Genomic DNA, 13,671 nt, shown 5'->3' with positions numbered 1-13,671 from the left:
TTCAGGGTCTCAGGGTTTTCACGCATCACAAAATAAACACATGTGCTATACGCTTTCGAAAATTGAACAATTGTTCAATTCAATGTTCAGCTTTCCGTTCAGTCGTCTTTCCGCCCTACCGTCTTACCGCCCCCGAGCCCCCTGACATCATGAGTCAAGCTTCTTCCAGTCACGTCTTCCATCGTCACCTGCGTCACCAGCCGCCTATCGCCGTCGGCGGCCAGGGCGTCAATCTCAGGGACGCCGAAGGTCGCGAGTACATCGACGCCTCCGGTGGCGCCGCCGTCTCGTGTCTCGGCCATGGCCATCCCGACGTCATCGCCGCCATGCACGCGCAGATCGACAAGCTGGCCTATGCGCACACCGGCTTCTTCAGTTCCGAAGTCGCCGAAGCGCTGGCCGACAACCTGATCCGCAACACGCCCGCCGACTCGGACCTGAGCCACGTGTATTACGTGAGCGGTGGCTCAGAGGCCGTCGAAGCCGCGCTCAAGATGGCTCGCCAGTACTTCGTCGAGATCGGTCAGCCGCAGCGCCGCCGCTTCATCGCGCGCCGTCAGAGCTATCACGGCAATACACTCGGCGCATTGGCCATCGGTGGCAATCGCTGGCGACGCGCGCAGTTCGAGCCGCTGCTGATCGACGTCACACACGTCTCGCCCTGCTACGCCTACCGCGATCAGCGCGATCAGGAAACCGAGGTGGAATACGGTCAGCGTCTGGCCAAAGAACTGGAAGCCACGATTCTCGAACAGGGTGCCGATTCGATCATCGCCTTCGTCGCCGAGACGATTGGCGGGGCCACCGCTGGGGTAATCACGCCGGTGGCCGGGTACTTCAAGGCGGTGCGCGAGGTGTGCGACCGCTACGGCATTCTGCTGATTCTCGACGAAGTGATGTGCGGCATGGGTCGCACCGGCACGCTGCATGCCTGGGAGCAGGAAGGTGTCGCGCCGGACATCCAGACCATCGCCAAGGGCCTTGGCGGCGGCTATCAGCCGATCGGTGCAGTGCTCGCGAGCAAGCGCATCGTCGAGACCATGAGCGCCGGTAGCGGCTTCTTCCATCACGGCCACACCTACCTCGCGCACCCGACCGCCTGCGCTGCCGCGCTGGCCGTGCAACAGGTTATCGAGCGCGACGGTCTGCTCGCGCAAGTGCGTGCACGCGGTCAATACCTCATGGACCAACTGAACGATCGGTTTGCGCAGAACCCGTACATCGGCGACGTGCGTGGCCGTGGCCTGTTCGCCGGTATCGAACTGGTGGCAGATCGCGCCTCGAAGGCCCCGTTCGACCCGTGCTTCTCGGTCCATACGGCCGTGAAGCGTGAAGCGATGGCACGCGGGCTCGCCTGCTATCCGGCGGGCGGCACCATCGACGGCAAGCAAGGCGATCACATCATGCTCGCGCCGCCATTCGTCATCAGCGAGGCGGAAATCGATCAGGTCGTCGAGCGTCTCGACGGCGCCATTCAGGCGGCCATCGCCCCCGCGTTGCGCTGACATCCCCCCACGTGACACGAGGCACCGACGGAGACAACGGTGCCCGGTCGCGTCGCTGTCATCGACATCGCACTGTCGTCCCATAAACCTTACACAACAGGGAATTCGACCATGCAGCAGAACTCGCTGAGTCAAAGCCTTAAACAGCGACACATCACCATGATTGCCTTGGGTGGTGTGATCGGTGCCGGTCTATTCGTCGGCTCGGGCGCCATCATCGCCACCGCTGGCCCAGCGGCCATCCTCTCTTATCTTGTCGGCGGGCTGATCGTCACGTTCGTGATGTTCATGCTCGGCGAGATGGCCTCGCGCAACCCTGACGCAGGCTCGTTCTCGACGTATGCCAGCACCTATCTCGGCGAGTGGGCGGGCTTCGCCGTCGGCTGGCTGTACTGGTTCAAGTCGCTCATGACGATCACCATCGAGGCGATCCTGCTCGGCGCGATTCTCAACGAGTTTCTGCCCTGGCTGCCGGTCTGGGGCGGGGCGGTCGTCATGCTCATGACGCTGATCGTGAGCAACGCCTACTCGGTGCGCTCGTTCGGTGAAGCGGAGTACTGGCTCTCATTCGCCAAAGTCGCGACCATCGTGATCTTCATGCTGTTCGGCCTGTCGATCCTGCTCGGTTTCCAAGCGAAGATTCCCGCACCCGGCTTCGTCAACCTTACGGGCAACGGCGGCTTCATGCCGAACGGTCTTTCGCCGGTCATTGCGGGCATTATGGTCGTGATCTTTTCGCTGGGTGGCAGCGAGATCGCCGCCGTCGCGGCCGGGGAGTCAGAGAATCCGCGCCAGAATGTGGTGCGCGCAATTCGCAGCGTGATCTTCCGCGTGCTGGTGTTCTATATCGGCTCGGTGTCGATCATCATCCTGTGCCTGCCGTGGACGGATAAGGCCAACCTCGCGTCGCCGTACGTTTCGCTCTTCAGCATGGCTGGCTTCCCGAATGCTGCGCTGGCGATGAAGGCGGTCCTGTTCGTGTCGTTCATGTCGGTGATGAACTCGTTCCTGTTCTCCAACTCGCGCATGCTGTACTCGCTGAGCCAGCGCGGTTATGCGCCGCCGATGTTCGCCCGCACAAACGCGCGCGGTGTACCGATCAATGCGCTGGCGTTCAGCTTCGCGATCTGTCTGGGCATTCTGGCGGTGCACTTCGTGAGCGGCGGCGACCTGTTCCTCATGCTCGCCAAGAGCAGCGGCGCGTTCGTCATGACCGTGTGGATCTTCATCATCGTGGCCCACTTCGTCATGCGTCGCAAAATGGCGCGTCAACCGGTGCAGCAGCAGGAAGCGTCGAGCTTCAAGGCGTGGTTCTACCCGTACTCGAACGCGATTGCCTTCCTCACGCTGGTGGCTGTGCTGCTCTCGCAGGCGTTCAATCCGGATTCGCGCTTCCAGTTCTGGTTTATGGTCGCGACGGCGGTGATGATCGTGGGGCTGTACTTCGTGCTGCGCCGACGCCCGAACTTCGGGCTGATCAAAGGCGCTCAGAGCGCTCAGTCGTCGGCGGTGTAGATGTTGAACTCGTGCAGTTGCGCGGCGCTGTTCGCCACTTCGGCCAGCGTCTCTTCGCCGCCGTGGGCGATGAGCAACTGCGCGAGCGTCTGCGCCACGGCGAGCGCGGGCAGAATCGACGGGAACAGCGACAGGCTCGTATTCGGTGCCACGATGCACGTATGGGCCTGCGTCGCGACGGGCGACAACGCACTGTCGCTCACGGCGATAACGGTCGCTCCGCGTTGCCGGGCGAACCGGGTGGTCTCCACGCTCGCCACGGTATAGGGACGCGCCGTGAAGCACAGCAGGACATCGGTCTTGCCGATACGTCGCATGTCGTCGATCAGCGCCCCGCCCTCGCCTGAGATCAGCGTGACGTTGTCCTGAAAGGTCGACAGCACGTAGTGCAGGTAAAACGCGGGCGGGTACAGGCTTCGCAGACCCAACACGTAAATGCGGCTGGCGCTACGCAGCAGATTGACGGCATCGTGAAAGGCCTTCTCATTGCGCTTTGACAGCGTAGCTTCGAGATTCCCGTATTCGTTGGCCAGCGAATCGGCGAGCATCCGGTCGTCGCCCGACGCACGCGAATGCTCGCGCACCTGTTCCGCACGCTCCAGTATCCCCGACGGGCCGGACGGCCCGGCCGAGAGCCAGTCGATATAGACGGAACGGAAATCCTCGTAACTCGAAAATCCCAGCTCCCGCGCGAGACGCAGCATCGACGCCGGTTGCAGTTGCGCGCGCGCCGCGACGGTACGCATGGATTGCAGCGCGACTTCCTTCGGGGAATCGAGCACATACCGGGCCGCCTGACGAAGCTTCGGCGGCATCTCCTGGAAACGCATCGAGATGGCCTTTTCCAGTTCGTCTTTGGTCATCGTTGTGACTCGGCGTGGGAAACAATAGAGAGGACGCAGGGAACGCCGTGCGTTACCACGGCGCGCTGCCATCTGGCCGCAGCGCAGAAGGAATTTCCGATTTTATCGCTATCTGCGGCATTCCTGCGTACTCTTTCCTGCCCTCAGAACTGGAACGTCTTCCCGAACACCGAAATCGCGATCGGCTGCGTCAGATCGAAGTTGCCGGTGTGGTACAGCGTGATCATGGCGTCAGCGCGACCGACTGATTTCTGCCATTCGGCGGCCGAAGCGGTGTTGGCGGGACTGAGCAGATCGGCACGACGCATCTGCAAGAAGGTGAGCAACCAGGTTCGCTCGTCGACGCCAGCGGCCGGGGCGCCGCCCGCCTGCGCCGACGCGCGCTCGGCAATCTTCTTCACCGAGTCCGGGTCGTTGCCGTAGCCGTGCTGAATGCCAGCTTCGTACAAGGCGGCGCGCGAGAGCGGCAGCACGAGACCCAACTTATTTGCGAGTTTGTGTGCGGGCACGCGATAGAGCTGATCGTTGACGGCGTCCTGCGCGGCGATCATCTGCGGATCGGCAGCGCTGGCGCGCCACGCTTCGGGAAAACCGCCGAGTCCGGACGTCGAGTCGCTGCCGTTCACTGCGCGCAGTGCGCTCAGGTACGACGCCAGCGCATTATCCGGCTTGCGCACCGTGTATTCCTGTACCACCTGCAGCAAATCGTCCGTGCCGGACGTGAAGCCCGCGCGCCCCGCCGTGAATCCCCGACCGTCGTTCAGATTCTCGATGTAGTCGTAACGGATTCGGAGCGTGAGATTCTCGAAGATGCTGACCAACGCGTCTTCGACCTGTGTCTGGCGGTCCACAGCGGCCGCAGTGGCACTTTCCGCAGCATTGGCAGCCTGCGCCAGGCCAACACCAGCGTATCCGCAGGACAATGCCGCAGCCATCAGACACGATATCGTGAGCTTTTTCATCAGGGTCCTTCCTTACGAGCGATTCGAATGGGGGGGCTGCCGAAATTCACTTTGAAAGTATTGGTAAGCATTCCTTATCAAATGCCCCGCCAATACCCGGCGAAAAAATTCTGATCGAACCGCATGGATTCCCGCAATCGCGCGAGTTGAGTAAGTTGAGGATCCTGCGTGAAACTTAACGTGTCCCGAAGGCCTTCCCCATCGGTGGAAGCCACACCAGGGAAGGCGCGCAGCGATGTTGGCGCATTCGTGTTTCAGCAAACGAAATCATCAGGTCGTTGAAGGCAGGGCCTACGCTTTGAGTGCGATGCGCGCCAACGCCTCGAAGACATCTCGCCCTGCACCGAAGGCCGGGTCGAATTGCAGCGCATCGCGCGCGCATTTCGCCGTGATTTCGGGCGCGATGGCCAGCGACGGCCCCATCATGCTCGTCGCCAGTTGAATCTCGCAGGCACGGTTCAGCGTCCAGAGATAGGTGAACGCTTCCGAAATGCTGCCGCCCCACGAGAGCAGGCCGTGGTTTCTCAGAATCACCGCTTTCCTGTCGCCGATGCTCCGAAGCAGTCGCGGCCCTTCGTCGGCATGCACCGTCACGCCTTCGAAATCGTGATACGCCACGCGCTCCTGCAATTGCGCGCTGTAGAAATTGTCGCTGCGCAGACCCGCAGCAGAACATGCGACGGCAACGCCCGCTGTCGTGTGCGTGTGCATCACGCAGTGCGCCCCCGGCAACCCCTGGTGCAGCGCCGCGTGCACGGTGAATCCGGCCGGATTGATCGGGTAGTCGCTGCCGCCGAGAATATTGCCCTGCCCGTCCACTTTGACGAGATTGCGCGGCGTCACTTCCGAGTAATGCAGACCGAACGGGTTGATCAGGAACGCAGGCGGACTGGCGTCCGTCACACGAAGCGTGATGTGGTTGTAGATAAGCTCCGTCCAGCCGAGATAGTCGAAAACGCGGTAGCAGGCGGCCAGTTCGCGTCGCGCCGTCCATTCGGCGTCGCTCATACCGTCCGGTCGTGCCAGCGATGCGAAAGCGGAATATGGGGAATGTTCGTTTTTCATGGTTCTGCGTGTCTCCTGATCACCCGGAGGAGTCTACGCGGCCCCACTGCCCGCTTCGCGATTTCTACTTAGGCATTCGTTAAGGGCGCTTACGAATGTGTAACCCCGGCGCAAATCCGGCACATCACCGTGTCAGCGCCCGATACCAGTCATCGACCCAGCAACAAGGAAGGTGTGGAACCCTGCCGCCGCTGGCGACAACTCACGCTCTTTGGCGTGATAGAGACAGATCTGCCGGATCGTTTCCGGTTTGCCGGTGCGCCGCATGACCAGTTCCTGACTGCGGGCAAAGCCCTGCACATAGTCGGGTGCCAGCGTCACCGACAGTCCGGCACGCGCCATACCGAATGCCGTGGTGACGTTCTCGACGATCTCGACGGGAAATACACGGTTGTCCTCGGGCTGATCGCTGAGCATGCGCGTGACACTGTACTCGTGGTCGCGTCCGGTGGCGACGATGGCCGTCTCACGCAACACCTCCCACGGCACGACGTCGTACCGCGCGAGCGCGTGTCGGGGCGAACACCAGACAACCCACGGACTATCGAACAGCGGCGTCGCACTCACGCGATCGCCCAGCGGCTGATTGGGACCGAGCGCGATATCGATTTCCCCGTCGGCAACCGACGACACGAGATGCTCGACTTCGACGTCCGTCGGTCGAATGGTCACCTTCGGATGAAGGTCGCGGTACGCCGCGATGGCATCGGGCAACACGGCCGCACACAATACGAGTGGCGCACCGACACGGATAACGCCGGACGCACGGTCCCGGATATTCTTCGCAGATCGCTCCGCCGCGTGGAGCTGCGTCATGGCGGCGGTGGCGGCGGGTAGAAAGTCAGCACCCGCGACGGTCAGCGTAACGCGTCGCGTCGTCCGGTCGAAGAGTCGAAAGCCGACTTCGCGCTCCAGTTCGCCGAGCAACTGACTCACGGCAGACGGTGTCAGACACACCCGATCCGCTGCACGCGCGATGCTCCCGCAATCCACAATCGCGAGAAACGTTTCCAATTGACGCGCATTCAGTCGACTAAGCGGCATAAGCGAAACAGATACCTACAAATCCATGAAAATCGATTCGGAGTGCTCATTTACCGACAACGCCTAACATGTTAATGTGTCGAAATAATGACAAAAATACAATAACCTCTTCAATATTTTGCAATGCTGACGAAACTGAATCACGGGGAACCCGAGGACCCAGCGGTCCCTCAATGGGTGCATCAGATCATCGCTCAATGGCGCATTTTGTACCGCTCACCATCGTGTTTGCCGCCGCTGCATACATCGCCGGACATACCTTTGGTTATTCCTACGAGAGTAAGGGCTTTATAAGCCTGCATCGCGACGTTTCGCAATACAACGCGCAACGGCCTGCATTTTACGATGTCGCGCAATTGCGCCGTTTTCTCGAGCATAAGAACAAGCTGAACACACCGGAAGGTGCGTTCTTGATGAATTCACTGAACGTAGCGTTCATTGCGAAAAATGTCGTTCTGACGATGCCGTATGGCAAGGACGATGTCCGATATTTGGGCGACAAAGATAAATTGCCTTCGGTGTCGACGGGCCTGGAACTCACCATGAGAAGCAAAGACTCGGGCGAACAGGCGGCAGCAAGCATGAAGCTGCTCACCGACTTTGTCATCGATCAGATGTTGAAGCAGACACTCACATCGGAGTTTCGCAACAAGCTGCTTTCCGCGAAGGGCAAACGCCAAACGTTGGACAACCAGTTGATCGGCATCGATCAGAATCTCGTCGAATTGACGGCGCGACTTGACGATACGCGTCAGATCGCTGCGCGCTATCCGGAAGCGGCGCGCCTGAATGAGCGTCAATTGCTGACGACCACGGGGGAGTCTGGACGCTTCCTCTCGCCAATGGCACAGATGATCGGATTGGAAGCGGATATCGCCGCACTGAAGACATCCCAACAGCGGTTGAAGCGCACCGAACAAGCCAATACGATCACCTTGGAGTTCTACGAAAGTCTGAATAAGCGCCTTCCGACCAACCCGACCGGGGATCAACTTCTGAACGGCCTGATTGCCGAGATCAAAACGCATTTCGGTGAAACGCCGCCTGAGGACGATGTCACGCGCGAGGTCTACAACAACGAATTGTTGCTCGTGCAAAGCATGCGCACGCAAGGGCTCGCACAACCAAGATTCACGTCAGGGCCGACGGTGCCGTCGAACAGGCAGGGGTTGCCCCGCCACCTTCTGCTGGCGCTGTCGCTCGCGTTGGGTGTGGGCGTCGCTGGCGTCACCACGCTGCTCTACGCGATTGTCAAAGCGTCGCGCGCAACGTCGAAGTCCCCTTTCGACGGCCCCACTGGCGGTGCTGAGTTCGCACCGATCTCGGGGATTGACGGTTCGGCAGGTGAGCCAGCCAATCAACAACGGCGCGCCTGACACGCACAGATAGACAGACTCCGGCAGCCAGACGCAAGAAATATGGCGGAAAGCAGCCGGAGTCGAACCGACCTGGGAGCGTCTGACGCCCCCAACCGGGTTTGAAGCCCGGCCGCATCACCGGATACGGATGCCTTCCTTCAGACGAAGCAATTTCACTTGCTCGATGATGAGGTGGATGTCCACGCACCGCGCGAAACCGTCACCTTTGATGCCGCGACCGGCCAACATCGCGAATCGTTTATCGTTACGATGCGCCCCACTCCACACCGGGACGCCGCACATGCCGGTCACCAACGCGGCGAGTATATCCCGCACGGTCGAAGAACTCCAGAATCTGAATCGCGCGCTTGCGCCCCAGCCCCGTCGCATCCCGAAACGCTCCGGCCTCGACCCGACCGTCGCCCTGCGCAACGATGTCCGCGAGCGTCTGCACACACGCATCGTCGTAGAACAGATCCTTCACGATCTGATGCACCCGCCCCTGACGCGCAAGCTTACGCAGCACGGCACGCACGCGCTCCTCAGGCACATTCAGGTCGCGCCCCATATCGCGCACCCACGGCGGATCGAAACGGCCCTGCGCCACCTTCGGCAACAAGGCCTCGGCCAACATCGTCTCCTCGGCCGTCATTTCGACACGATGGGTCGGCAGATGCCACCACGCGCCCGTGCGCGCCACCGCGCCCTCGCTTAGCAGCGCCTGCACGACGATGCGCCAGCGGCTCGCATCCAGCGACGGCCACGTCATGCGCCCAAGCCGCGCCGCATCGAGCCCCGGCTCGTCAGGCACGCGTGCGTGATAGTCGCCAAGCGACGCCAACACACGGGCACGCATCGCCTCCCACGCTTGCGGCGAGAAGGCCAGCGATTCACCCTCACCGCCCGACAGCACAACGGCGTCCGGCGGCCACGACCATTGCGACGCAGGCAAACCGCTGATCGCCACGACCTGCTGACTCGTCAGACCGAACGGTGCCTGTGCCAGCAGCGCGTCGAAGCCATCTCCATCGAGATACTGCGCCACGGCGTCCAGCCACGCCAGACGTCCCGCAGAGCGACGCTTACGCTCAGGTGCCGCCGGATCGAGCACGCGCCCACCGCCAACGGTTGCCGTTGCCTGTGGATTGCGCACGATGAAGCGATCGCCCGGCATCGTGCACACCGGCGTGTCGAAGACCAGTTGCACGCGCATCGACGTGCCCGGGGCTAGCGTGTCGCCCCCCAGCAGTACGGTGCGGGCCTGCACATGCGTCGTGCCTAAATGCACGTGCAGCGGAAACCATTGTGTGAGCGGCGCGCTGCCGTCCAGCCAGTGCATGTCGACGTCCACATGCGTGGAGGGCGACGACAATCCCGACGCGACGATCCAGTCGCCACGACTCAGCTGATCGCGCTCAATACCCGCCAGGTTCAGCGCACATCGCTCGCCCGCCCTGCCCGCCTCGACCGGCCGGTTCTGCGCATGGATGCTGCGCACGCGCACCGGCAAGCCCTGCGGCATGACCGTGAGGCTGTCGCCCACGCGTACCGTACCGGCGAACGCAGTGCCCGTCACGACCGTGCCATGCCCCGCCAGCGTGAAGACGCGATCGACGGCCAGACGGAACAACGCATCGTCGCGACGCGTCGCATTGCCAGACTCACGCAATGCGTGGGCCGCCTGTGTCAGATGCTCACGCAACGTCGCCACACCGGCGTCGCCGGGCGTGGTCGCCGACACCGGCACCACGTCGGCCTGCGCGAGCGGCGTATTCGCGAGCCATTGCGAAATCTCTTGCGTCACGGCGTCCAGACGCGCCGCGTCCACACGATCAGCCTTCGACAAAGCCACCACACCGCGCTTCACACCGAGCATCGTCAGAATGGCCAGATGCTCGCGCGTTTGCGGCATGATGCCGTCGTCGGCGGCAATGACCAGCAGCGCGAAGTCGATGCCGACCGCTCCCGCCGCCATCGTATGAATCAGTTTCTCGTGCCCGGGAACGTCGATGAAGCCCAGCACCTCGCCATCCGGCAAAGGTGTGTAGGCATAGCCCAGTTCGATGGAAATGCCGCGCGCTTTCTCTTCCTTGAGACGATCGGTGTCGACACCGGTCAGTGCGCGAACGAGGCTCGTCTTGCCGTGGTCGATGTGACCCGCGGTGCCGACGATCATGCGCGCAACTCCGCAAACTGCCGCGAAAGACGCATTTCGTCATGCGCTTCGAGACAGCGCAGGTCGAGCCAGAGTGTCTGATCGGCAATGCGCCCGATCACCGGATACGGCAGACCTCGCAGTGCCGCTTCGAGCGTCGCGAGCGCACGACCACTGCCGCGCTTGCCGCCACCCGCCGGGGCAATCGCCAACCCGTAGCTCGGCAACTGCTCGACCGGCAAGGCACCGCTGCCGATCTGGCTGACCATCGGCGCGGCGGTGACGGTGTAGGCGTCGCCCAGCGACTTCGCCAGTACCGGCACCAACCGTTCCGCCTGCGCGGCCATCTCGGCGCGCGTGCGTGTCAGCAAGCGCAACGTCGTCAACCGCTCCGGCAGATGGTCCGGATCGCGATACAGACGCAGCACCGGCTCCAGCGCCGCAAGCGTCAGCTTGCCAACGCGAAGCGCGCGTTTCAACGGATGCTTCTTGATCTTCGCGATGAGATCGCGGCGACCGACGATCATGCCCGCCTGCGGCCCGCCGAGCAGCTTGTCGCCGGAGAACGTGACGAGATCGGCACCGGCCGCAATCGTCTCCTGCACGGTCGTCTCATGCGGCAATCCCCAGCGCTCCAACGGCGTGAGCGTGCCGCTGCCAAGATCGACGGCCACCGGCACGCTATGCGGCTTCGCGATCTCCACGACTTCCGACACGTCGACGCTCTTGGTAAAACCCGTCACTTCGTAGTTACTGCAATGCACCTTCATTAGCAGCGCCGTCTTCTCGCCGATGGCGTTGCGATAGTCGGCCGCATGCGTGCGGTTCGTCGTGCCGATCTCGACGAGCTTCGCCCCCGCGTGCGTCATGATGTCGGGGATGCGAAACGCCCCGCCGATTTCCACCAGTTCGCCGCGCGAGACCACCACTTCGCGACGCTTCGCCAGCGTCGCCAGCATCAGCAGCACGGCCGCAGCGTTGTTATTGACGACCGTGGCCGCTTCGCCGCCGGTCAGTTCACAGAGCAACGGGGAGATGAGGTCGTCGCGATCGCCGCGTCCGCCCGTCGCCAGATCGAATTCGAGATTGGCCGGTGTCGTGAGCGCCTGCACGACAGATTCGATGGCCGCCTCGGGCAGCAACGCGCGCCCGAGATTCGTGTGCAACACCGTGCCGGTGAGATTGAAGACGGGACGCAGCGTCGCGCGATTGCGCTCGGTCAGTCCCGTTTTGATGCGCTCGCCGAAGGCCGCCGGGCGCAACGCGTCGTGCGAAAGCGTGCCCGCGAGCGCCGCGACACGGCATTCGTCGAGATCGCGACGCAACGCCGCCGTCACCTGAGTGCGTCCGAAGTCGGCCACGGCCGCGTGCAGCTCGGACATCCCCAACAGGCGGTCGAGCGACGGGAGATCCGCAGCGCCCGCGCGCGAGCTACCTTCGTCGGCCACTGGCATTGCCCCGCTTGCGTCTTTCATCAGGCTTCCTCGGCGTTTTGCCAGAGCAACGGATTGCCGTTGGCGCGTGCGTATCCCGCCTCGCCCATCAGCACGTCGAGCGCAAGGCTCGCGAGATCGTCGGCGACCGGTTCCACGAACGGGTCTTTGTCCTGATAGAAGATCTTGCGGTAGCTATGGCAGTCGTCGCACGACTCGGCCCGGATGGGCTCCGATGCCACGCGCTTGGCGGCTTCGTCGAGCTTCGGCCGTCCGTCCTTACCCTTGAGAAGGCCGCCCTCGACTGCCGCCACGTCTTCGCCCGAGGCAGAGGCATCGCCCGCCGTGTCGACGACGTGATACGCCACATGCTCGCTCGCTTCGCAGTGCGTGCACTTCACCCGCACCATGTGCCACTCGGTCGAGCACAGACCGCAGGCCAGATAGCGATAGCCCTCGTGCGCGCCACCAATGCGAACCACGCTCGCCACCGGCAAGGTGCCGCACACAGGGCACACATTGGGCACGTCGAGCATCGGTACTTCGCCTGCGTCGAACGTGCTGGCCACGCCCGTCCAGAGCACTTGCAGCGCCGCCATGAGGAACGGCGCACTCGCTGCATCCACGCCCTTGCCGTGACCGGCCAGCAGCGCCTGCGCGCCCGCTTCGAGCGACGCCGGGTCGGCCGCGCGCACGCGATCGATCACCGCCTTCACCGCCGGGGACACCCCGGGCTGCGACGCCACCGCGTCGAGCAGCGGCGTGAGCAGCGGCTGCCAGCGACCGGCATCGTAGCCGCCGCTCGCGGGGACGAGCGGCATGCAGTGCTGCTGTGCCTGTTCAATCGATTCGGGGGACGGGCGCTCGGCCTGAAAGTTGTCGAGCACACGTTGCTGCGCGTCGACCAGTGCGGCCATCAGTCGCAGGTAATCGCCCAGTGGATGGCCGTCGGCCAGTTGACGCAGACGTGCTGCACGGGCCGAAAAGACTTCGGCGCGTTGCGGCATGCGCAGACGGGGGATGGAGGTGCGATCGAGCGACTCGATCTGTCCGGGTTCGAGAATGCGTTGCAAGGTGGCCGGCCTCGTAAGAGCGTCCGGCCACCAGCAGGGCCGGACTTATTTGTTGAGCTGCTTGTACCAGGCGCGATGGTGTTTCCACGCCCAGCCGCGGGTGACGGTGCCGCGCGTCATGGCTTGCACGGAACCCTTGATCCAGATCGCCGCGTAGATGTGCGTAATGATGCCGCAAATCAACACGAATGCACACACCGCGTGCACGTCGGAGGCGAGACGGATCACCCAGATCGGGAAGTAGAACGCGAAGTACGCGCGCCAGATCACGATACCCGAGAGCAACAACCCGAGCATGCACAGCACCATCACGTAGAACAACAGCTTCTGCCCGGCGTTATAACGCCCGACTTCCGGCAGATTTTCTTCGCGATTGTTGAGCACGTCGCCGATGTTCTTCATCCACTCGGTGTCGCGCTGTTCGAACTTGTTGTAGCGCGCAAGCCGCATGGCGAGCCACACAAAAGCCACGAACATCACCAGACCGACGAACGGATGCAGAATCCGCGTCCACGGCCCGCCGCCGAACAGATTGGTGAGCCAGAACATCGACGGGTGGAACAACGCCAGCCCGGACAGCGCGAGCAGAATGAACGTGCCCGCGACGATCCAGTGGTTGATGCGTTCCGCCGCGTTGTAGCGCTCGATCAGTTCGTCCTTGCCGTGCTTGTGATCACTACTCGAATCAATCGACATGG

At 62.7% G+C, this 13,671-nt stretch carries 11 protein-coding genes and 1 tRNA gene; 3 read left to right on the top strand and 9 right to left on the bottom strand.

The features are described from left to right. The first annotated feature begins 149 nt into the window (after window positions 1-149). Both ACIQWO_RS00580 and ACIQWO_RS00575 read left to right on the top strand, forming a co-directional pair. Window positions 150-1,505 carry an aspartate aminotransferase family protein gene (locus ACIQWO_RS00580; RefSeq protein WP_402817815.1) on the top strand — a complete coding sequence of 452 codons (1,356 nt, stop codon included), beginning with the start codon at window positions 150-152 and terminating at the stop codon, window positions 1,503-1,505. Window positions 1,506-1,616: 111 nt separating this feature from the next. Next, window positions 1,617-3,020: an amino acid permease gene (locus ACIQWO_RS00575; protein WP_402817813.1), complete on the top strand. Its 1,404-nt coding sequence runs from the start codon at window positions 1,617-1,619 to the stop codon at window positions 3,018-3,020. On the opposite strand, the gene ACIQWO_RS00570 is transcribed toward ACIQWO_RS00575, so the two are convergent. The 4 genes from ACIQWO_RS00570 to ACIQWO_RS00555 form a co-directional block, all read right to left on the bottom strand. Then, the gene (locus tag ACIQWO_RS00570; protein ID WP_402817810.1) at window positions 3,002-3,883 is read right to left on the bottom strand and encodes a MurR/RpiR family transcriptional regulator; all 882 of its coding nucleotides are present in this window, start codon (window positions 3,881-3,883) and stop codon (window positions 3,002-3,004) included. The genes ACIQWO_RS00575 and ACIQWO_RS00570 overlap by 19 nt on opposite strands. Before the next feature lie 143 nt (window positions 3,884-4,026). After that, the gene (locus ACIQWO_RS00565) at window positions 4,027-4,845 is read right to left on the bottom strand and encodes a chitosanase (protein ID WP_402817807.1); all 819 of its coding nucleotides are present in this window, start codon (window positions 4,843-4,845) and stop codon (window positions 4,027-4,029) included. A 291-nt stretch (window positions 4,846-5,136) separates the two neighbouring features. Further along, entirely contained in the window at window positions 5,137-5,910 is a 774-nt protein-coding gene (locus ACIQWO_RS00560) for a class II aldolase/adducin family protein (RefSeq protein WP_402817804.1), read from the bottom strand. Between the two features lie 132 nt (window positions 5,911-6,042). Then, window positions 6,043-6,924: a LysR family transcriptional regulator gene (locus tag ACIQWO_RS00555; protein ID WP_402817801.1), complete on the bottom strand. Its 882-nt coding sequence runs from the start codon at window positions 6,922-6,924 to the stop codon at window positions 6,043-6,045. Between the two features lie 98 nt (window positions 6,925-7,022). Here ACIQWO_RS00555 and ACIQWO_RS00550 point away from each other — a divergent pair, with 98 nt between their 5' ends. After that, on the top strand, window positions 7,023-8,330 hold the full coding sequence (locus tag ACIQWO_RS00550) for a hypothetical protein (protein ID WP_402817798.1): 1,308 nt from the start codon (window positions 7,023-7,025) through the stop codon (window positions 8,328-8,330). Between the two features lie 43 nt (window positions 8,331-8,373). On the opposite strand, the gene ACIQWO_RS00545 is transcribed toward ACIQWO_RS00550, so the two are convergent. From ACIQWO_RS00545 to ACIQWO_RS00525, 5 genes are all read right to left on the bottom strand, one after another. Next, a tRNA-Sec gene (locus ACIQWO_RS00545) sits at window positions 8,374-8,469 on the bottom strand. Window positions 8,470-8,577: 108 nt separating this feature from the next. Continuing rightward, window positions 8,578-10,488 (bottom strand): selenocysteine-specific translation elongation factor, encoded by a 1,911-nt coding sequence (gene selB, locus ACIQWO_RS00540; RefSeq protein WP_402817795.1) that lies wholly within the window; start codon window positions 10,486-10,488, stop codon window positions 8,578-8,580. After that, a complete protein-coding gene (gene selA / locus ACIQWO_RS00535; protein ID WP_402817792.1) occupies window positions 10,485-11,942 on the bottom strand; it encodes an L-seryl-tRNA(Sec) selenium transferase in 1,458 nt (485 codons plus the stop codon). Before selA ends, selB begins: the two co-directional genes overlap by 4 nt. Then, on the bottom strand, window positions 11,942-12,973 hold the full coding sequence (fdhE, locus tag ACIQWO_RS00530) for a formate dehydrogenase accessory protein FdhE (RefSeq protein ID WP_402817789.1): 1,032 nt from the start codon (window positions 12,971-12,973) through the stop codon (window positions 11,942-11,944). Before fdhE ends, selA begins: the two co-directional genes overlap by 1 nt. Before the next feature lie 45 nt (window positions 12,974-13,018). After that, on the bottom strand, window positions 13,019-13,669 hold the full coding sequence (locus ACIQWO_RS00525; RefSeq protein ID WP_402817786.1) for a formate dehydrogenase subunit gamma: 651 nt from the start codon (window positions 13,667-13,669) through the stop codon (window positions 13,019-13,021). Window positions 13,670-13,671: the final 2 nt, after the last annotated feature.

Source organism: Pandoraea sp. NPDC090278 (assembly GCF_044772185.1).
GTDB lineage: Bacteria > Pseudomonadota > Gammaproteobacteria > Burkholderiales > Burkholderiaceae > Pandoraea.
Note: the sequence above shows the minus strand (reverse complement) of the source record. Positions and strands in the feature narration are given on the sequence as shown.

Bases quoted from the DNA above. Each gene is read 5' to 3' on its own strand.
- ACIQWO_RS00580 (WP_402817815.1), top strand. From the start codon at position 150: ATGAGTCAAGCTTCTTCCAGTCACGTCTTCCATCGTCACCTGCGTCAC.
- ACIQWO_RS00575 (WP_402817813.1), top strand. From the start codon at position 1,617: ATGCAGCAGAACTCGCTGAGTCAAAGCCTTAAACAGCGACACATCACC.
- ACIQWO_RS00570 (WP_402817810.1), bottom strand. From the start codon at position 3,883: ATGACCAAAGACGAACTGGAAAAGGCCATCTCGATGCGTTTCCAGGAG.
- ACIQWO_RS00565 (WP_402817807.1), bottom strand. From the start codon at position 4,845: ATGAAAAAGCTCACGATATCGTGTCTGATGGCTGCGGCATTGTCCTGC.
- ACIQWO_RS00560 (WP_402817804.1), bottom strand. From the start codon at position 5,910: ATGAAAAACGAACATTCCCCATATTCCGCTTTCGCATCGCTGGCACGA.
- ACIQWO_RS00550 (WP_402817798.1), top strand. From the start codon at position 7,023: ATGTTAATGTGTCGAAATAATGACAAAAATACAATAACCTCTTCAATA.
- selB (WP_402817795.1), bottom strand. From the start codon at position 10,488: ATGATCGTCGGCACCGCGGGTCACATCGACCACGGCAAGACGAGCCTC.
- selA (WP_402817792.1), bottom strand. From the start codon at position 11,942: ATGAAAGACGCAAGCGGGGCAATGCCAGTGGCCGACGAAGGTAGCTCG.
- ACIQWO_RS00525 (WP_402817786.1), bottom strand. From the start codon at position 13,669: ATGTCGATTGATTCGAGTAGTGATCACAAGCACGGCAAGGACGAACTG.